The organism is Lentzea xerophila (assembly GCF_051094245.1).
Lineage (GTDB): Bacteria > Actinomycetota > Actinomycetes > Mycobacteriales > Pseudonocardiaceae > Lentzea > Lentzea xerophila.
Window position 1 is genome coordinate 2,565,389 of record NZ_CP194934.1, and the last position, 19,727, is coordinate 2,585,115.

13 protein-coding genes are annotated in these 19,727 nt (G+C 69.5%); 9 read left to right on the forward strand and 4 right to left on the reverse strand.

The genetic code is table 11. The features are described from left to right. Positions 1-145 precede the first annotated feature (145 nt). The 9 genes from ACRSBM_RS12570 to ACRSBM_RS12610 all read left to right on the forward strand — a co-directional run bounded on the left by ACRSBM_RS12570 (position 146) and on the right by ACRSBM_RS12610 (position 14,011). Entirely contained in the window at positions 146-1,069 is a 924-nt protein-coding gene (locus tag ACRSBM_RS12570; protein WP_434443127.1) for a carbohydrate ABC transporter permease, read from the forward strand. Beyond that, positions 1,059-1,901, forward strand: a complete 843-nt coding sequence (locus ACRSBM_RS12575; RefSeq protein ID WP_434443129.1) for a carbohydrate ABC transporter permease — start codon at positions 1,059-1,061, stop codon at positions 1,899-1,901. Before ACRSBM_RS12570 ends, ACRSBM_RS12575 begins: the two co-directional genes overlap by 11 nt. Positions 1,902-1,916: 15 nt before the next feature. Then, positions 1,917-3,227, forward strand: coding sequence for an ABC transporter substrate-binding protein (locus ACRSBM_RS12580; protein ID WP_434443131.1), 1,311 nt, complete (start codon positions 1,917-1,919; stop codon positions 3,225-3,227). Then, a complete protein-coding gene (locus tag ACRSBM_RS12585; protein WP_434443133.1) occupies positions 3,224-4,306 on the forward strand; it encodes a Gfo/Idh/MocA family protein in 1,083 nt (360 codons plus the stop codon). Before ACRSBM_RS12580 ends, ACRSBM_RS12585 begins: the two co-directional genes overlap by 4 nt. Then, positions 4,288-5,169, forward strand: coding sequence for a PmoA family protein (locus tag ACRSBM_RS12590; protein ID WP_434443135.1), 882 nt, complete (start codon positions 4,288-4,290; stop codon positions 5,167-5,169). Before ACRSBM_RS12585 ends, ACRSBM_RS12590 begins: the two co-directional genes overlap by 19 nt. Beyond that, positions 5,163-5,879 (forward strand): cupin domain-containing protein, encoded by a 717-nt coding sequence (locus ACRSBM_RS12595; RefSeq protein ID WP_434443136.1) that lies wholly within the window; start codon positions 5,163-5,165, stop codon positions 5,877-5,879. The genes ACRSBM_RS12590 and ACRSBM_RS12595 overlap by 7 nt, the downstream gene beginning before the upstream one ends. A gap of 216 nt (positions 5,880-6,095) precedes the next feature. Beyond that, positions 6,096-7,892, forward strand: a complete 1,797-nt coding sequence (locus tag ACRSBM_RS12600; protein WP_434443138.1) for a rhamnogalacturonan lyase — start codon at positions 6,096-6,098, stop codon at positions 7,890-7,892. Positions 7,893-8,523: 631 nt separating this feature from the next. Beyond that, on the forward strand, positions 8,524-10,788 hold the full coding sequence (locus ACRSBM_RS12605) for a cellulase family glycosylhydrolase (protein WP_434443139.1): 2,265 nt from the start codon (positions 8,524-8,526) through the stop codon (positions 10,786-10,788). A 142-nt stretch (positions 10,789-10,930) separates the two neighbouring features. Continuing rightward, on the forward strand, positions 10,931-14,011 hold the full coding sequence (locus ACRSBM_RS12610) for a family 78 glycoside hydrolase catalytic domain (RefSeq protein WP_434443141.1): 3,081 nt from the start codon (positions 10,931-10,933) through the stop codon (positions 14,009-14,011). Here ACRSBM_RS12610 and ACRSBM_RS12615 read toward each other — a convergent pair. The 4 genes from ACRSBM_RS12615 to rhaI are packed head-to-tail and all read right to left on the reverse strand — an operon-like array spanning position 13,995 to position 19,723. After that, a complete protein-coding gene (locus ACRSBM_RS12615) occupies positions 13,995-15,233 on the reverse strand; it encodes a GDSL-type esterase/lipase family protein (protein WP_434443143.1) in 1,239 nt (412 codons plus the stop codon). The two genes, ACRSBM_RS12610 and ACRSBM_RS12615, sit on opposite strands and share 17 nt — an antisense overlap. A 16-nt stretch (positions 15,234-15,249) precedes the next feature. Next, complete coding sequence (locus ACRSBM_RS12620) at positions 15,250-16,548, reverse strand: rhamnulokinase (protein WP_434443145.1); 1,299 nt, start codon at positions 16,546-16,548, stop codon at positions 15,250-15,252. Further along, positions 16,545-18,569 carry a bifunctional aldolase/short-chain dehydrogenase gene (locus tag ACRSBM_RS12625; protein WP_434443146.1) on the reverse strand — a complete coding sequence of 675 codons (2,025 nt, stop codon included), beginning with the start codon at positions 18,567-18,569 and terminating at the stop codon, positions 16,545-16,547. Before ACRSBM_RS12625 ends, ACRSBM_RS12620 begins: the two co-directional genes overlap by 4 nt. Then, the gene (rhaI, locus tag ACRSBM_RS12630; RefSeq protein WP_434443148.1) at positions 18,569-19,723 is read right to left on the reverse strand and encodes an L-rhamnose isomerase; all 1,155 of its coding nucleotides are present in this window, start codon (positions 19,721-19,723) and stop codon (positions 18,569-18,571) included. Before rhaI ends, ACRSBM_RS12625 begins: the two co-directional genes overlap by 1 nt. Positions 19,724-19,727 lie beyond the last annotated feature (4 nt).

The following is a 19,727-nucleotide window of genomic DNA, read 5'->3' on the forward strand; positions in this document are numbered from 1 at the left end:
TAGCCTGTCCATACAGGACTCCCGTCGAAACGGCGCGATCCGGTTCGACGATCGATTCGACTGCGTTCGACACCCGTGCTTGACGCTCTTGGTGCACCGATGCAGACTCCGGAAAGCGTTTTCCAGCCGACGGGGTCAGGAGTTCATGAGCGCCCTCGACGAACTGCGCCAGCTGCGGCGGGGCGGCGTGCAGGTCCGCAAACGCGACAACAGGGCCGCGTTCTGGTTCCTGGCGCCGTGGTTCGCCGGGCTGATCTTCATCACCATCGGGCCGGTGCTCGCGTCGTTCGGGCTGGGTTTCACCAAGTACAACCTGATCCAGCCGCCGAGGTTCATCGGGCTGGACAACTTCGCCCGTGTCCTCAGCGACGAGCGGCTGCACAACGCGCTGCGGGTGACGTTCACGTACGTGCTCGTGTCCGTGCCCCTGCAACTGGCGTGCGCGCTGGGCGTGGCGCTGCTGCTCGACCGAGGGCTGCGCGGGCTCGCGTTCTACCGCTCGGCGTTCTACCTGCCGTCGCTGCTCGGGTCCAGCGTGGCGATCGCGGTGCTGTGGACGCAGGTCTTCGGCACCGACGGGCTGGTGAACCGCGTGCTGGGCTTCTTCGGCATCGAGGGCAGGGGCTGGATCTCCGACCCGGACACCGCGCTGTCGACGCTCATCGTGCTCAACGTGTGGACCTTCGGCTCACCGATGATCATCTTCCTGGCCGGGCTGCGGCAGATCCCGGCTGTCTACTACGAGGCCGCCGCGATCGACGGGGTGGGCAGGTGGTCGCGGTTCCGGCGGATCACCCTGCCGCTGCTGTCGCCGATCCTGTTCTTCAACCTGGTGCTGCAGATCATCCACGCGTTCCAGTCGTTCACGCAGGCGTTCGTGGTCTCGGGAGGCACCGGCGGCCCGTCCGACTCGACCATGTTCTACACGCTCTACCTGTACCAGCAGGGTTTCAGCCGGTTCGACATGGGTTACGCGTCGGCGCTGGCGTGGTTCCTGCTGCTGATCATCGCGGCCTTCACCGCGATCAACTTCTGGGCGGCGAAGTACTGGGTGTTCTATGACGACTGATCTGCGCAGGAGGCTCGTCGTTCCCGCCAAGCACGCGGGCCTGATCGTGATCGGGCTCGTGATGCTGTACCCGGTGCTGTGGATGGTCGCGGGCTCGTTGCGTCCCGGCGACGAGATCTTCCGCAGCCCCGGACTCATCCTCGACGGCCTGCATACCGAGAACTACACCGAGGGCTGGAACGCGCTCACGCCGTCGTTCGGCACCTACCTGCTGAACTCGACGATCCTGGTGCTGGGCTGCATCGTCGGCAACCTGGTGTCGTGCTCGATGGCGGCCTACGCCTTCGCCCGGCTGCAGTTCACCGGCAAGCGGTGGTGGTTCGGGATCATGCTCGGCACGATCATGCTGCCGATCCACGTGATCATCGTGCCGCAGTACGTGCTGTTCTCGAACATCGGCTGGGTCAACACGTTCCTGCCGCTGATCGTGCCGAAGATCCTCGCCACCGACGCGTTCTTCGTCTTCCTGATGGTGCAGTTCATCCGGGGGCTGCCGCGCGAGCTCGACGAGGCGGCGCGCATCGACGGCTGCGGCCACCCGCGCATCTTCCTGCGGATCGTCCTGCCGCTGATGACACCGGCCCTGGCCACCACCACGATCTTCACGTTCATCTGGACGTGGAACGACTTCTTCAGCCAGCTGATCTACCTGACGGACCCGGACATGTACACGGTCCCCGTCGCCCTGCGCTCGTTCGTCGACTCGACGGTCGCGACGTCGTGGGGCTCGCAGTTCGCGATGAGCGTCGTGTCGCTCGTCCCGATCTTCCTCGCGTTCCTCGTCGGCCAGCGGTACCTCGTCAAGGGGATCGCCACGACCGGAGGCAAGTAGCCGAAGGGAAAGCTCATGCTCAGAGGTGTTCGCCGCCCCATCGCGTGGGCGGTCCTGCTGTCGGTGACCGCGTCGCTGCTCGCGGCGTGCGGACCCGGGTCCGACGCCGGGGGTGACCTGACGACGGAGCAGGTCACGCTGCGCTTCACCTGGTGGGGCGCGGACGACCGGCACAAGCGCACCCAACAGGTCATCGACATGTTCCAGCGCAAGCACCCGAACATCACCGTCAAAGGTGAGTTCAAGGAGTGGAACGGCTACTGGGACAGCCTCGCCACGACGATGGCCGCCAACGACGCTCCGGACATCATGCAGATGGACGAGCTCTACATCGCCTCCTACGCCGAACGCGGCGCGCTGCTGGACCTGAACGAGGCCAAGAAGCACCTCGACACCTCCAGCTTCGACCAGAAGGCGCTCGCCACCGGTGCCATCGGCGGCAAGCAGTACGGACTGCCGGTAGGCCTCGGCATGTACTCGATCATGGTCAACACCGACCTGCTGGCCAGGTACGGCATTCCCGTGCCCGACGACACGAAGTGGTCCTGGGACGACCTGAAGTCGATCGGTGACCAGGTGTCAAAAGCCAGTGGTGGCACGGTGTTCGGCGTGCAGTCGCCCGGCATCAACGACGCGGCGGGGCTGAGCATCCGGGCGCGTCAGCAGGGTGAGGCGATGTTCGACGCCGACGCCAAGGTCGTCCTGCCGCAGGAGATCGCGCGCGACTACTGGCAGTACATCCTCGACCTGTCGAAGTCCGGCGTCGCCGCGCCGCCGTCGGTGACCATCGAGAAGGCCTCCGCGGGGCTCAACCAGTCCGCGACCGCGACGAACACCGCGGCGTTCGGCCTGTGGTGGAACACCCAGCTGACCGCGCTGACCGCCGCCAGCGGTGCGAAGCTGAAGCTGTTGCGGCTACCCGGTGAGACACAGGGTGAAGCGCCCGGCGCCTACTACAAGCCGTCGATGTTCTGGTCGGTCTCGGCACGCTCGGAGCACCCAGCGGAGGCGACCGCGTTCGTGAACTTCCTCGCGAACGACGAGGAGGCCGCCAAGGTCCTGCTGACCGAGCGCGGGGTGCCCGCGAACCAGAAGATCCGCGAGTCGATCTCGGGCCAGCTCAAGGACACCGACAAGGCCGCGAAGGAGTACCTCGACACCGTGCCCGTCAGCGACCCGCCGCGGATCACGCCGAACGGCGCCAGCACGCTCGACACGATCCTCAAGCGGCACACCGAGGACGTCCTGTTCGGCCGGACCACACCCGACCAGGCCGCTGCCGCGTTCATCAGGGAAGTCCAGTCCGAAGTGGACGCGGCCAGGTGAGGCGCGCGGCCATCGTCGGGACGGGCGCGATCGCCGGCGCCCACGCGGAGGCGTTGCGTGCGGCGGGAGACCGCGTCGAGCTGGTGGCGGTCGTGGACGTCGACGCCGATCGTGCGACGGCGTTCGCCAGGGAGTGGGGTGTGCCGCGCACGCACCCCACTCCGGCCGCGTTGCTGGAGGCGGAGGACCTCGACGTGGTGCACGTCTGCACGCCACCGCGCCACCACGTGCCGTTGGCGCTCGACTGCCTCGCCGCGAACGTGAACGTGCTGGTGGAGAAGCCGCCGGCCTTGTCGCTGAGCGAGGTCGACAGGCTGATCGCGGCCGAACGCGGTTCGGCGGGCCGGGTCGCGACGGTGTTCCAGCACCGCTTCGGGCCCGCCGCGATCCGGTTGCGGCGGCTGGTCTCCGAAGGCGTGCTCGGCAGGTCATTCGTGGCGAAGTGCGACACCCTCTGGTACCGCGGTGACTCCTACTTCGACGTGCCGTGGCGGGGCACGTGGGACAGCGAGGGCGGCGGCCCGACGATGGGTCACGGCATCCACCAGTTCGACCTGCTGCTGTCGGTCCTGGGGCCGTGGCAGGAGATCCGGGCGGTCGCCGTCCGGCAGGCCCGCGACGTGCAGACCGAGGACGTCTCGATGGCGCTGGTGACCTTCGCCGACGGCACGGTCGCGTCGGTGGTGAACTCCCTGCTGTCGCCACGGGAGACCTCGGAGCTCAGGTTCGACTTCGAGCGAGCCACGGTCGAGGTCGAGCACCTGTACGGCTACACCGACGCGCACTGGACGGTCACCCCCGCTCCCGGCCACGACGACATCGCCCCGCGCTGGCGGGAGGGGCGGTCGGGGGTCGTGAGTGGCCACCGGTGTCAGCTCAGCGCTTTCCTCGACGCTCTGGACAGCGGCGAGACGCCACCGGTCACCCTGGCGGACGCGCGCAACACCATGGAGTTCATCGCGGCGCTGTACGCCTCGGCGTTCACCGGAACCGTCGTGAAGGCCGGTCAGATCGGCCCGGACAGCCCGTTCTACGCGACGATGGAAGGAGTCGGTGCTCCATGGGCGACCGCCCGGTGACCACGCGGCACGACGACGAGGCGCTCGTCGTGTCGGCAGGCGAGGTCGAGCTGTTCCGGTACGTGCACCGGCCCGCGACGCCGGCGTTCGAGGGGCCGAAGCCCTACCTGCACCCGGTGCGCACGCTGGCCGGTGACGTGGTGACGGCGTTCCGGCCGCACGACCACCGCTGGCACAAGGGCGTGCAGATGACGGCCACCGACGTGTCGGGGCAGAACTTCTGGGGCGGCGTGACGTACGTGCGCGACCAGGGGTACGTGGCGCTGCCGAACGTCGGCACCATGCTGCACGAGGAGTTCACGATCGACGAACCGCGCGTCGACGAACTGCTGTCCTGGTGCACCGAGGCCGGTGAGCACTGGGTCAGCGAGCGCCGCTCGTTCACGGTGCGCGACGTCGAGGACGACTCGTGGACGCTGGAGTTCGCCACCACGCTGACGAACCTGCGCTCCGAACCGCTGGTCTTCGGCAGCCCGACGACCAACGGCCGTGAGCTCGCGGGCTACACCGGGTTCTTCTGGCGCGGCCCGCGGTCGTTCACCGGCGGCGAGGTGATCGCCGCCGGCGGGGGAGCGGGACAGGAGATGATGGGCGAGGCCGCGCGCTGGCTCGCGTTCGTCGGCCACCACGACGAAGTGGACCGTTCGTCGACGTTGGTGTTCCTGGATCATCCGGACAACAAGGGTACGCACTGGTTCGTGCGCAGCACACCGTTCGCGGCGGTCAACCCCTCCTTCGCCTTCCACGACACGGTGGAGCTGGCCGCGGGTGATGCCCTGGACCTGCGCTACCGGCTCGTCGTCGCCACTGGCGCGTGGGGGCGCGAACAGCTGGAGTCCTATGTGGAGGCGCATCCGTGGTGACGCAGTTCCCCGGCGGTGTCGGGATCTCCGGTCTGCGGGTGTACGACTGGCCGGCGGCGGACGGGGTGTGCGGCGGGTCGCCGCACGTCCACCTCGCGTGCTCGGAGTGCTACTACGTGATCGGCGGGCGGGGCAGCGTCCAGACCCTGACCCGGCGCGGGTTCGCCGAGACGCCGCTGCACGAGGGCACCGTCGCCTGGTTCACGCCCGGCACGATCCACCGCCTGGTCAACGACGACGACCTGCGGATCATCGTCGTGATGCAGAACAGCGGGCTGCCCGAGGCGGGTGACGCGGTGTTCACGTTCCCCGCCCCGGTGCTGGCCGATCCCGAGCGGTACGCGATGGCTTCCGCCGCTGCGGACGACGAGACGGCCCGGCGCCGCCGCGATCTCGCGCTCGACGGGTTCCTGGAACTGCGCCGGCGGTCCGAGGGCGGCGACCGCACCGCGCTGGAGGAGTTCTACCGGGCGGCGCTCGCGTTGAAGCGCGATCTGCTGGCGGACTGGGAGAAGAGGTGGCGGTCCGGCGCGCTCGCGGCCGCCGAGGCGACCGGGGAGCACCTCGGGCGGTTGCGGTCCGGGGACCTCGATCACCTGGCGGAGGCGGACATCCACGTGATGGCCGCGGAGGGGCCGCGGCGGTTCGGCATGTGCGGCCGGCTCGACGTCCACGACCCGGCCGACGGAAGGTCGCCGCACGGGGAATGACAGCAGGGGCTCTGCCTTCGTCACCACTCCGGGTTCTCCGCGCTTAGACGTCTACATCGGACGATCATGCGCGCCGTTGTCTTTGTGGTCGAAGGTCGTCGAAAGAATTGACCGCATCATGTTCGACTTGTTCGACGCTAGTCTCACCTTCCGGTGAAACGTTTCAATTCTGCGGTTTCACCTTCCGGTTCAATGCTGAACGGAAGGACGAGTGTCATGGGCAAGATCAACCGAACACTCCCGGTGCTGCTCGCGGTGGTTCTCACCGCGGGCGGTGTCGCGGCATCGGCGGACGAGACACCGGTCCTCGCGGACCGCGGGCTCGTCAGCATCCGGTCGGTGCACGGCACCGGCAACTTCGTGTCGTGGCGACTGCTCGGCTCCGACGCCGCGGACGTGGCGTTCAACGTCTACCGGGACGGCGTGCGGGTCAACCGGACGCCGGTGACCACGGCCACGAGCTACCTGGACGCCGGCGCGCCGGCGACCGCGTCCTACTCGGTGCGTCCGGTGATCGGAGGCGTGGAACCGGCGGCGGCCACGCGGTCCGTCGGGACGCTCGCGACGAGCAGGGACGTTCCCCTGCAGATCCCCGGCGGCGGGAGGACGCCGTCGGGCGAGGCGTACACCTACGTGGCGAACGACGTGTCGGTCGGCGACCTCGACGGTGACGGCGAGCAGGACCTCGTGCTGAAGTGGGACCCCACCAACGCCAAGGACAACTCGCAGTCCGGCTACACGGGCAACGTGTACCTGGACGCGTACCGGCTGAACGGCACCAGGTTGTGGCGGATCGACCTCGGCCGCAACATCCGGGCGGGCGCGCACTACACGCAGTTCCAGGTGTTCGACTACGACGGTGACGGCAGGGCCGAGGTCGCCGTCAAGACCGCCGACGGCACGCGGTCGGGCACCGGCCAGGTGATCGGCAACGCGAGCGCCGACCACCGCAACAGCGGCGGCTACATCCTGGCCGGCCCGGAGTACCTGTCGGTGTTCCGCGGCACGGACGGCGCGGTGCTGGACACGGAGAACTACGTGCCACCGCGCGGGAACGTGTCGTCGTGGGGCGACAACTACGGCAACCGGGTCGACAGGTTCCTGGCCGGAACGGCCTATGTGGACGGATCGCGGCCGAGCATCGTCATGGCGCGCGGCTACTACACCCGCAGCGTGATCTCCGTGTGGGACTTCCGCGGCGGGCAGCTCACCCAGCGGTGGACGTTCGACTCGGCCTCCCAGTCGAACCGCGCGGCCTGGGAGGGCAAGGGCAACCACCAGCTGTCGGTGGCCGACGTCGACGCGGACGGCCGCGACGAGATCGTCTACGGCTCGATGACGATCGACGACAACGGCCGCGGCCTGTGGCAGAACGGCACCCGCCACGGCGACGCGTTGCACGTCGGCGACTTCGTTCCGACCAGGCCGGGCCTAGAAGTCTTCAAGCCGTCGGAGTCGACCACCGACGTCACCCACTGGATGGGCGACGCGCGCACCGGCCAGATCATCTGGAGCGCGCCGTCGTGCGGCTGCGACAACGGCAGGGCGGTGGCCGCCGACGTCTGGGCCGGCAACCCCGGCGCCGAGGCGTGGTCGGCGTCGGTGGGCGGCCTGCGCAGCGCCACCACGGGTGGTCAGGTCGCCGCGCGCAAGCCGGGTTCGATCAACTTCGTGGTCTGGTGGGACGGCGACGCCCAGCGCGAGCTGCTGAACGGCACCACGATCGACAAGTACGGCCCCAACGGCGACACGAGGCTGCTCACCGGATCGGGCGTGGCGTCCAACAACGGCACCAAGTCCACACCGGCGCTGTCCGCCGACATCCTCGGCGACTGGCGTGAGGAGGTGGTCTGGCGGACCTCGGACAACCGGGCGCTGCGCATCTACTCGACCACCGAGCCGACCTCCATCCGGCGGGTGTCGCTGATGCAGGACCGGCAGTACCGGGTGGGCGTGGCGTTCCAGAACACCGCGTACAACCAGCCGTCGCACCCGAGCTTCGCCTCGCCGTGATGGGGAGGGCCTCGCGCTCTGTGAGCGCGAGGCTTGGTGTGTCAGCGGCGAGGCGGCACCGGGTGGGCGTGGCGTTCCGGAACACCGCGTACAACCAGCCGTCGCACCCGAGCTTCGCCTCGCCGTGATGGGGAGGGCCTCGCGCTCTGTGAGCGCGAGGCTTGGTGTGTCAGCGGCGAGGCGGCACCGGGTGGGCGTGGCGTTCCGGAACACCGCGTACGACCAGCCGCCACACGCGAGCTTCGCGTCGCCGTGATGGCATCGGGGTCCCGCGCTGGGGCGCGCGGGGCCGTGGTGCGTCAAACGGCCTGGCGGCGTGGCGTTCCAGAACCGGACCTCAACCAGCCACCGCACCAGAGCTTCGCTTTTGATGTGGAGGGTCCCGCGCTCGCCGAGCGCGGGGCCTGGTCGGTCGGCGGAAGTCGTTCGCGAGAATTCGACGGAGGTGTTCGACAACGTGTCCGATCGTTGCTCCGCAAGACAATCCGACGTCAGCCGGTTGTCCGCACCGGACAGTCCGGCGCGGTGGTCCACTCGGCGGTATCGTCGGGTGACCGGCTGGCTAAGGTCCGGTTCTGGGAGCGCTCCCAGAATTCCCTCGAGACCAGTCGAACCCTCCCAGGAGGTCGTCGTGACCTTGCGATTTCTCCGAGCGGTGGTGACCGGCCTGCTGCTGGCGGCCTGCGTGGTCATCGCTCCCACCGCGGTGAACGCCGCCGCCCCCGCGCGGATAATGGCGCTCGGTGACTCCATCACCGGTTCGCCGGGGTGCTGGCGGGCGTTGCTGGCGAAGCAGTTGCAGGACGCAGGGCACACCGGCGTCGACTTCGTCGGCTCACTGCCGGCACCAGGCTGTGGTTTCTCCTACGACGGCGAGAACGAGGGCCACGGCGGAATCCTGGCGACCAACATCGTGCGGGACAACAAGTTGCCCGGCTGGCTGTCGTCGGCACGTCCTGACGTCGTCCTGATGCACCTCGGCACCAACGACGTCTGGAGCAATATCCCCGCGAGCACGATCCTGAACGCCTACACCACGATGCTCGGTCAGATGCGGGCGAGCAATCCCGCGATCAAGCTGGTCGTGGCCCAGATCATCCCGATGAACCCGTCGAACTGCGCGGCCTGCGGGCAGCGGGTGATCGACCTGAACGCGGCGATCCCCGGCTGGGCGCGGGCGAACAGCACCATGGCCTCACCCATCACGGTGGTGGACCAGTGGACCGGGTTCGACACGGCGGCCGACACCACCGACGGCGTCCACCCGAACAGCTCCACCGGCATCCAGAAGATCGCGAGCCGCTGGTACCCGGCCGTGGTGTCGGCGCTGGGCGCGCAACCCCCGGCGGCGGTGGGTCTGCACGTCGAGGGCAGTCGGGTCGTCGAGGCGAACGGCGCCGCCTTCGTGATGCGCGGTGTGAACCACGCACACGTCTGGTACCAGAGCCAGACGAGAGCCTTCGCGGACATCAAGTCCTTCGGTGCCAACACGGTTCGCGTCGTGCTCGGCAGCGGCCAGCGCTGGGGCCCGACGCCGGCCGCCGAGGTGTCGAGCGTCGTCTCGCTGTGCAAGCAGTCCAAGCTGATCTGCGTGCTGGAGGTGCACGACACCACGGGGTACGGCGAGCAGAGCGGGGCCGCGACGCTGGACCAGGCGGCGACCTACTGGATCAGCGTGGCGAACGCGCTCAAGGGCCAGGAGAACTACGTAGTCATCAACCTCGGCAACGAGCCTTTCGGCAACAACGCCCAGGTGAGCGCCACCTGGGCGAGTGCGACGAGCAGCGCGATCAGTCGCCTGCGCGGTGCCGGGCTGCAACACCTGTTGATGGCCGACGCGCCGATGTGGGGCCAGGACTGGGGCAACATCATGCGCGACAACGCGGCGTCGGTGCTGAACGCCGATCCGCTGCGCAACACCGTGTTCTCCATCCACATGTATGGCGTCTACAACACCGGGGAGAAGGTCAACGCGTACTTCGACGCGTTCCGGACCGCGGGCCTGCCGTTGGTGGTGGGGGAGTTCGGGCACAACCACAGCGACGGTGACCCGGACGAGGACACGATCATGGCCCAGGCGCAGGCACGGGGCCTCGGTTACCTCGGGTGGTCGTGGAGCGGCAACAGCAGCGACGTCGGCTACCTCGACATGGTCAACTCCTTCAACCCGGCGAGCCTCACGTCGTGGGGTGAGCGGTTCCTCAACGGCGCCAACGGTGTTCGCCAGACCTCGAAGGAGGCCACCATCTACGGCGGTGGCGGCCCCGTCGACACCGAGGCTCCGTCCACGCCGGGCACTCCGGCGGCCTCGGGCGTGACGTCGACCGGCCTCACGCTGAACTGGACCGCGTCGACCGACAACGTCGGTGTCACCGGCTACGACGTGCTCCGCGCCGTGGGCAGCGGGTCGTTCGTCCAGGTCGGCTCGACGGCGACGACGTCGTTAGCCGACAGCGGTCTGACGCCGTCGACCACCTACCGGTACCAGGTGCGCGCGAAGGACGCGGCCGGCAACGTCTCGGCCCTCTCCGGCATCGGCACGGCGACCACGAGCGCGGGCGGTGGCACCGGCACGTGCAAGGTCGGCTACTCCGCTCAGAACTGGGGCGGTGGTAACGGTTTCACCGCGAGCGTCACCATCACGAACACGGGCACCAGCGCGATCAACGGCTGGACCCTGGGCTTCAGCTACGCGAACGGCCAGAAGGTGACCTTGCCGGGATGGGGTGCGGCCTTCGCCCAGTCCGGCGCCGGCGTCACCGCGACCAACCTGACGTGGAACGGCACTCTCGCGCCGGACGCGTCGACGAACATCGGGTTCAACGGCACGTACAGCGGCTCCAACCCGGCGCCGTCGTCGTTCACACTCAACGGGAGCACCTGCACGACGGGCTGACCACGGGTTTAAACGATTCAACAGGCTGTCCGATTGCGGACAGCCTGTTGTCGTCTGCCTTGACACGCTTCCACGCAACCAACACGCTGGGCGTCGCCGACGTGATTGAAACGTTTCATCCAGCGATGAAGGTGGAGGCGACGTGCGCAGACGGGTGTTCCTCAGGACATCGGCGGTCGGGCTGACCGCCACGGCGCTCCCGGCAGGGGTGGCGCACGCCGCGCCGGAGGAGAAGGCCGGCGGGATGCGCGTGGTGCGCACGACCGTCGAGTACGCGGAAACGTTGCTGGGCACCGATGTCACCGTGCCCCGGCTCGGCTGGGTGCTCGAGGCCGGCGGCACCGGCGCCCGGCAGACCGCCTACCAGGTCGAGGTCGGTACCGCTCCCGGGCGCGCGGACGTGTGGCGGTCCGGCCGGGTCGTCTCCGACCGCACCGCGGGGATTCCGTTCGGCGGCAAGGAACTCAAGCCCCGGACGCGTTACCACTGGCGCGTGCGGGTGTGGGACGGCGCGAACCGGCCGTCGCCGTGGAGCACCACGAACTGGTGGGAGACGGCCCTGCTCGGCACGCCGTGGCAGGCACGCTGGATCGGTGCCGCGGACACGTCGATCACCTTCGCCGGTGCCTCCTGGATCTGGTCGGCCTCGACGGCGGCGGAGAGCCGGTGGTTCCGCACCTCGGTCGACCTCCCGGCGGACGCGGTCCGGGCGCGGCTCGTCGCGACCGCGGACGACGACTTCACGTTGTACGTCAACGGGTCCGAAGTTCTGCACGTGCCGGAGCAGGTCGACGTCTGGAAGGTCGGCCAACGCGCCGATGTCACCCATCTGGTGGGCAGGCGCGTCGTGCTGGCCGCGCGGGCCACCAACAGGTCAGCGGGCCCGGCCGGACTCCTCCTCAGGCTCTTCGTCGACCTCTCGGACGGTCAGCGCGAGATCGTCACCGGCCCCGGCTGGAAGGTGGCCGAGACCGAGCAACCCGGTTGGCAGACGTCGGAGTTCGACGACTCGGCGTGGGCCGCGGCGACGGTGCTCAACCCGTACGGCCAGGGTCCGTGGGGCCAGAACGTCACGGTGAAGGAGCAGCCGGCACCGTTGCTGCGCAGGGAGTTCACCCTGAGCAAGCCGGTGAGGCGCGCCCGGCTCTACGTCAGCGGCCTCGCGTACCACGAGACCGAGATCAACGGCCGCCGCGTCGGCGACCGGGTGCTCGACCCCGGTTTCACCGACTACGACAACACCGTCCTCTACGCGACGCACGACGTCACCAGGCTGGTCCGCAGCGGCCGCAACGCCATCGGCGTGACGCTGGGCCGCGGCTTCTACGGCATGAAGACGCCGAACGTGTGGCGGTGGGAGCGCCCGCCGTGGCACGACGAGCCGAAACTGCTGGCACAGCTGGAGATCGACCACCCGGACGGCACGCGCACCACCATCACCTCCGACGACCAGTGGCGCCTGACCGACGGCCCGACCGTGTCGAACTCGCTCTACACCGGCGAGACCTACGACGCCCGCCTCGCCCCGCGCGACTGGACGAAACCGGGTTTCGACGACACCAAGTGGCAGCGCACGACGATCAGGCCCGCCCCGAAGGGCACGCTGAAAGCCCAGGAGCACGAACCGATCCGCGTCGTCGAGTCGGTCACGCCGGCGGCGGTCACCAGTCCGAAACCCGGCGTGTTCGTGGCCGACATGGGCCGCACGATGTCCGGCTGGACGCAGTTGACCGTCACCGCCCCGGCGGGCACCGTGGTGCGGTTGAAGCACGGTGAGACGCTGAACTCCGACGGCACCGTGAAGATGGAGAACGGGCACGTCACCGGCAGTCGCATCCAGGTGGACGAGTACGTGTGCGCCGGCGGAACGGAGACCTGGGAGCCGAAGTTCTCCTACAAGGGCTTCCGCTACGTCGAGGTGACCGGCCTGGCCGCCGCGCCGGACCTGGTCGGCCGCGTCGTGCACTCGGACGTCCCGCGGGCCAGCACTTTCCGCTGCTCCGAACCGTTGTACGAACAGTACGACGCCGCGATGCGCCGCACGGTCGTGAACAACCTGCACGGCATCCCGACCGACACCCCGACCTACGAGAAGAACGGCTGGACGGGTGACGCGCAGGTCGGTGCCCCGTCGATGCTGGCCGAGTTCGGCATGGCGAAGTTCTTCACCAAGTGGCTCGGCGACCTCGCGGACAGCCAGGACGCGGCCGGCCAGCTCCCGGTGATCGTGCCGAGCGGCGGCTGGGGCTACCGCGAGCTCGCGCCCGCTCCCGAGTGGACGACCGTCTACCCGTTCGTGCTGCGGGAGATGTACCGCGTCTACGGCGACGACCGGCTGCCCGCGCAGCACTGGCCGGTGCTCACCCGGTACCTGGACTGGGAGATCGGCAGGCTGCGGGACGGTCTCGCGGTCACCGCGCTCGGCGACTTCCTGCCGCCCGGCTCCGGTGGCATCCCACCGGAGGACACCCGGCTGACCGCGACGGCGTACCTGTACCGCGCGCTGCTGCACACCGCCGAACTCGGTGACGTGATCGGCAAGCCCGTGCCCCGCTACCGCGAGGTTGCGGCGACCCTGTTGTCAGCGTTCAACAAGACGTTCCTCGACGGCTATTACCGCACGGCCAAGGACCCCGGCTACCGGCAGACCTCCAACGCGATCCCGCTCGCGTTCGGCATGGTGCCCGCCGGGTCGGTCCAGACCGTGGCGGACAAGCTCGCCGCCGAGGTCCGGGCGAACGGCAACCACGTCAACGTCGGCTGTCTCGGCGCCAGCGTGCTGCTGCAGGCGTTGAGCGACAACGGGCACGCTGACGTGGCGCACGCGATGGCCACCGAGCGGTCGTATCCGAGCTGGGGCCACTGGTTCTCCAACGGCGCCGACACCATGTGGGAGATGTGGGACACCGGCACGCGCTCACGCAACCACTACTTCAAGGGCACGCTCGTACAGTGGCTGTACGAGCACGTCGCCGGGCTGCGGCCGGGTGACGCGGGCTACCGGACGTTCACGGTCAAGCCCAACGCCACCAACGGGGTGTCCTGGGCGCGGTACGAGTTCGAGAGCGTGCGCGGACGGATCGAGGTGGCGTGGGCGAAGGTCGACGGGGTGCTGCGGCTCACCGTCGAGGTGCCGGTGGGGTCCACCGCCGAGGTGCACGTTCCCGGCTCCTCGGCGGTGACCGTGCCGCACGGGCGCTGGACGTTCAGCGGAACAGCCTGAGCGGAACCGACTCGGCGAGCATCCGGTAGCCCGCCGGGTTCAGGTGCAGGTGGTCCCCGACGTCCGCGGCCGGCAGCAGCCGCCGCGGACTCGCGGGATCCCGCACGACGGCGTCGAAGTCGAGCACGGCGTCGAACCGTCTGCTTGTGCGGATCCAATGGTTCACGGTCTGCCGCGCGGACTCGCGGACACCGCCGGGATCGTCGTAGCCGTGGCCGCCGAACGGGAGCAGCGTCGCGCCGAAGACCTTGATGTCGTGCGCCTGCGCTCGGTCGACGACCTGCTGGTAGGCGGCGATCAGGTCCTCGGCGACCGTTTTCTGGGCGAGTTCCGCCGGTTCGGCCGTGCCGATGTCGTTGACGCCCTCGAACAGGATCAGCCACCTGACCCCGCTCTGCGCGAGCAGGTCGCGGTCGAGGCGCGCCAGCACGTTCGGGCCGAGGCCGTCGGCGAGCACCCGGTTGCCGCCCGCGGCCTGGTTGAGCACCGAGATCTCCCTGCCGCGCAGGCGGTCGAAGAGCAGGTCGGGCCAGCGGTCGTTGCCGTTGGTGGTGGAGCCGCGGCCGTCGGTCAGCGAGTCGCCGATCACCACCACGGCGTCCGACGAGGACTGCACCTCGACGCCGCTGAGGAAGTACCAGTGGTCGGTGGGGGTGGATCCCGGCAGATCCGCCGCCTCGGTGTGGTGGCCGGTGAGGAGGTGAGACGTGGTGCGGGAGCCGGGGTGCGAGGTGATCTCGCCGGACGCCTGACCGTGCGCGAGGTAGGCCGTGACCGTGAGGTTCGTTCCGGGCGCCAACGGGAAGTCCAGCGGGTCGGACACGACCAGCGCGCCCGTCGGGACGTCCGCGTAGGGCCTGCCGTTGAACGTGACCCGGCGCGTCGTGCCCGGCTGGATCGCGCCGGTGCCCGCGCGGCCGTCTTTCGGCAGCGCGACGGTGACCGCGGTGAGCGGGAGCACCGCGCCGCCGAACGCGTTGCTGAAGCGCAACCGCATGCGCTTTCCGCCGGTGGTGACCCGGACCGTCTGGCGCAGTGTCGCGTCCGCCAGCACCAGCCCGTCCTGGGTGAAGGGTGCCGGTGGCATGTTGTGCGGTTCGGTGAGCTGGGGCATGGCCGCCCAGGTGGTCACCCAGCGGGTTCGGCGGGGGATCCGGGCCTGGGCCACGGCGGGGGTGAGAACGCCGGTGGCGGCCAGGCCGAGGAAGGAGCGCCTGCGCATCTGTGCCGTCCTTTCGTCAGCGGGGCAGATAACGCTGGAGCGGCTGCGACCTTCCTACCAGTTTCCGGAGATCGGCGAGAGTGCCTTCGACGGCCCCCGCGGCTCGGGCCTGCACCAGAACGTTGCCCAAGGCCGTGGCCTCCGCCGGTCCCGCCACCACGGGCAGCCCGCACGCGTCCGCGGTGAGCTGGCACAACAACGCGTTGTGCGAGCCGCCGCCGACGACGTGCACGACCTCGACTTCCTTGCCGGACAACCGTTGCGCGTCCGCGATGGCGTCGCGGTGGGCCAGGGCGAGACTATCCAGGATGGAGCGGACGACCTCCGGCCGGGTCATGCTCCTCCCACACCATCGCTCGATCCGGGCGGGCATGTCGCCGGGCGGGAGGAACACCGGGTCGTTGGGATCGAACGTCGAACCGGTCGCGTTCGACGCCTCCCGCAGCAACGGTTCCAGGTCCGCCCGCCAGGTCCGGAGGCATTCCTGCAGCAGCCACAGGCCCATCACGTTGCGGAGGTAGCGGATCGTGCCGTCGACGCCGCCCTCGTTGGTGAAGTTGGCGGCCCTGCTTTCGGCCGTGAGCACCGGGGAGCCGAGTTCGACGCCGACCAGCGACCAGGTGCCGCACGAGATGTAGGCGAACCGGTCCGTCTCGGCGGGCACGGCGACTACGGCGGACGCGGTGTCGTGCGAGCCGACCGCCGTGACCGGGATGCCGTTCCAGGAGCCCGCGGCGTCGCCGGGGTGGCGCAGGTCCGGCAGCAGGCCGGGCGGGAGATCGCGGGTGAGCTCGGGCGACCACCGTCCTGTTCGGACATCGATCAGGCCCGTGGTGGTGGCGTTGGTGTACTCGGCGCCGCGTTCGCCGGTGAGCCAGTAGGAGAGCAGGTCGGGGATCAGCAGGAGCTGGGAGGCCTGGGGCAGCAGCGGTTCCGCCATCAGCTGGAACATCGTGTTGAACGGCTGGAACTGCAACCCGTTGACCTCGTACAGGCCGTCCTCGGGCTTGATGCCCTCGGTGCGGGAGTCGCGGTAGTGCACGGGTTCGCCGAGCAGCTCACCGGAGGCGTCCAGCAAGCCGTAGTCGACCGCCCAGCTGTCGATGCCGATGCTGTCGACCCCGCCGGCCAGGCGCAGCCCGGCGAGGATCTCCCGGTACAGGCCGCGCAGGTCCCAGTGCAGCCGATCACCGGAGTGCACCGGCCCGTTGGCGAACCGGTGCACCTCCTCGATGCGTACGGTGCCGTCGCTGACGACCCCGCGCACCACGCGGCCGCTGGACGCGCCGAGGTCGACCGCCGCAACCGTTGTCATCGCAGGAATGCCGCGGCCACACCGGCGTCGACCGGCACGTGCAGGCCGGTCGTGAGGGACAGGTCGCCCGCCGTCAGCGCGAACACCGCGGCAGCGACGTGCTCGGGCAATACCTCGCGCTTGAGCAGCGTGCGCTGGGCGTAGAACGCGCCGAGTTCCTCCTCGGGCACGCCGTAGACAGCCGCGCGCTGGGCGCCCCAGCCACCGGCGAAGATGCCGGAGCCGCGGACCACGCCGTCCGGGTTGATGCCGTTGACCCGGATGCCGTCGGCGCCGAGTTCCGCGGCGAGCAACCGGACCTGGTGCGCCTGGTTCGCCTTGGCCGCCCCGTACGCGACGTTGTTCGGGCCGGCGAACACCGCGTTCTTGCTGGAGATGTAGACGATGTCGCCGCCCATGCCCTGAGCGCGCATGACCTTGGCCGCCTGCTGTGACACCAGGAACGAGCCCTTGGCCATCACGTCGTGCTGGAGGTCCCAGTCGGCCTCGGTGGTCTCCGCGAGCGGCTTGGAGATCGACAGACCGGCGTTGTTGACCACCAGGTCCACGCCGCCGAACGCGAGCGCGGCGACGTGGAACGCCTCGACGATGCCGGAAGGGTCGGTGACGTCGACGGTCACCGGCACCGCCACGTCCGCCGAACCGATTCCCTCGGCGACCTCACGCGCGCTGTCACCATCGCGGTCCGCGACGACGACACAAGCGCCTTCAGCCGCGAGACGTCGAGCGATCGCCCGGCCGATGCCCGATCCGCCGCCGGTGACGAGCGCGACGCGGGTGGCGAGCGGCTTGGGCTTCGGCATGCGTTGCAACTTGGCCTCTTCGAGCGCCCAGTACTCGATGCGGAACTTCTCCCGTTCCCCGATCGGCGCGTACCGGGAGACCGACTCGGCGCCGCGCATCACGTTGATGGCGTTCACGTAGAACTCGCCGGCGACCCGCGCGGTCTGCTTGTTCGCGCCGAAGCTGAACATTCCGACGCCCGGCACGAGCACGATGGCCGGGTCGGCGCCGCGCATCGGCGGGCTGTCCCGTTCGGCGTGCCGCTCGTAGTAGGCCCGGTAGTCCTCGCGGTACGCGGCGTGCAGGTGCCGCAACCGTTCCACGACGTCTTCCAGCGACGCCGTGGGCGGCAGGTCGACCACCAGCGGACGGACCTTGGTGCGCAGGAAGTGGTCAGGGCACGAGGTGCCGAGCGCGGCCAGGTCCGGATGCCGTTCACGCGACAGGAAGTCGAGCACCTCGCCGGAGTCGGTGAAGTGGCCGACCTGCGGGCTGTCCGTCGAGGCCAGGCCCCGGATCACCGGTGCCAGCTCGGCGGCGCGCGCACGCCGGTCCTCAGTGGACAGCGGAGGGTGGACCACCGGCCCGAACGGTTCGGCGCGACCGTGCTCGTCCAGGTAGCGCTGGGCGGTCTGGATGATCTCCAGCGAGTGCGCCTCGCACTCCTCGCTCGTCGCACCCCACGCGGTGATGCCGTGACCGCCCAGGACCACGCCGATCGCCTGCGGGTGGTCGCGCTTGATCGCCGCGATGTCCAGCCCCAGCTGGAAACCGGGCCGCCGCCACGGCACCCACGCCACGCGGTCGCCGAAGCACGCCTTGACCAGCGCCTCGCCGTCCGCGGCGGTCGCGAACGCGATGCCGGCGTCCGGGTGCAGGTGGTCGACGTGTGCCGCGTCCACGAGGCCGTGCATGGCCGTGTCGATCGACGGTGCCGCGCCGCCCTTGCCGTGCAGGCAGAAGTCGAACGCGGCGACCATCTCGTCCTCGCGGTCGACCCCGGGATAGACCTCGGTCAACGCACGCAACCGGTCGAGTCGCAGCACCGCGAGCCCGGCCTCCCGCAACGTGCCCAGATCGCCGCCGGACCCCTTCACCCACATCAGGTCCACGGGCCGCCCGGTCACCGGGTCGACCTCGGAGCCCTTGGCGGAGGTGTTCCCACCCGCGTAGTTCGTGTTGCGGGGATCCGCGCCGAGCCGGTTGCTCCGGCCCAGCAACGCTTCGACCTGGCCCATCACGCACCCCACCCGGCGGCCTCGCCGCCGACTCGTTCCCGGACGATCCGCTCGGCGTACCCGGACCGCCGGTACGCGGCCATCGGGTCGGGGTCGAGACCCATCTCGTCGCGCAGTTCCCGCAGCAGCGGCCGTACGTCGGTGTTGTAGGCGTCCATCAACGCGCCGTTCGCGGCGAGCACGTCACCGGCCTGCTGAGCCGCCGACAGCTCCTCCCGGTCGACGAGCAGCGCCTTCGCCGTGGCCTCCTGGACGTTCAGCACCGAGCGGATGATCGCCGGGATCTTCGCCTCCAGGTTGTGGCACTGGTCCAGCATGAACGCGATCCCCGCCGCCGGCTTGAGCGCGTCGGCCAGCACGATCTCGTGCATGATCCGGAACAGCTGGAACGGGTCCGCCGCCCCCACCATCAGGTCGTCGTCGGCGTAGAAGCGCGAGTTGAAGTCGAACGCGCCGAGCTTCCCCGCGCGCAACAGGAACGACACGATGAACTCGATGTTCGTGCCGGGAGCGTGGTGCCCGGTGTCGATCACGACCTGCGCCCGCTCGCCCAGTTCCAGGCAGTGCGCGTACGCGGTGCCCCAGTCCGGCACGTCGGTCGTGTAGAAGGCGGGCTCGAAGAGCTTGTACTCCAACAACATCCGCTGGTCCGGGCCGAGCCGGTCGTAGGTCTCGTGCAACGCCTCGGCCAAACGGTCCTGGCGGGCGCGGATGTTGTCCTGGCCGGGATAGTTGAGCCCGTCGGCGAACCACAGCTTGAGGTCGCGCGACCCCGTCTGGTCCATGATGTCGACGCACTCGAGCAGGTGCCCGATGGCCTTGCGCCGCACCGCCGGATCCGGGTGGCAGACGCTGCCGAGCTTGTAGTCGTCGTCCTGGAACACGTTGGAGTTGATGGCACCGAGCGCGACGCCACGATCCCGCGCGTAGGAAGCGAGCTTGCCGTAGTCGTCGACCTTGTCCCACGGGATGTGCAACGCGACCGTCGGCGCGACCCCGGTGAGCCGGTGCACCACCGCCGCGTCGTCGATCTTCTCGTACGGCGTGCGCGGAACTCCCTGCTGCGCGAACACCTTGAACCGGGTGCCGGAGTTCGCGTACGCCCACGACGGCGTCTCGATCCGCTGCTCGCGCAACGCGTCCTTCACACTCATTGTT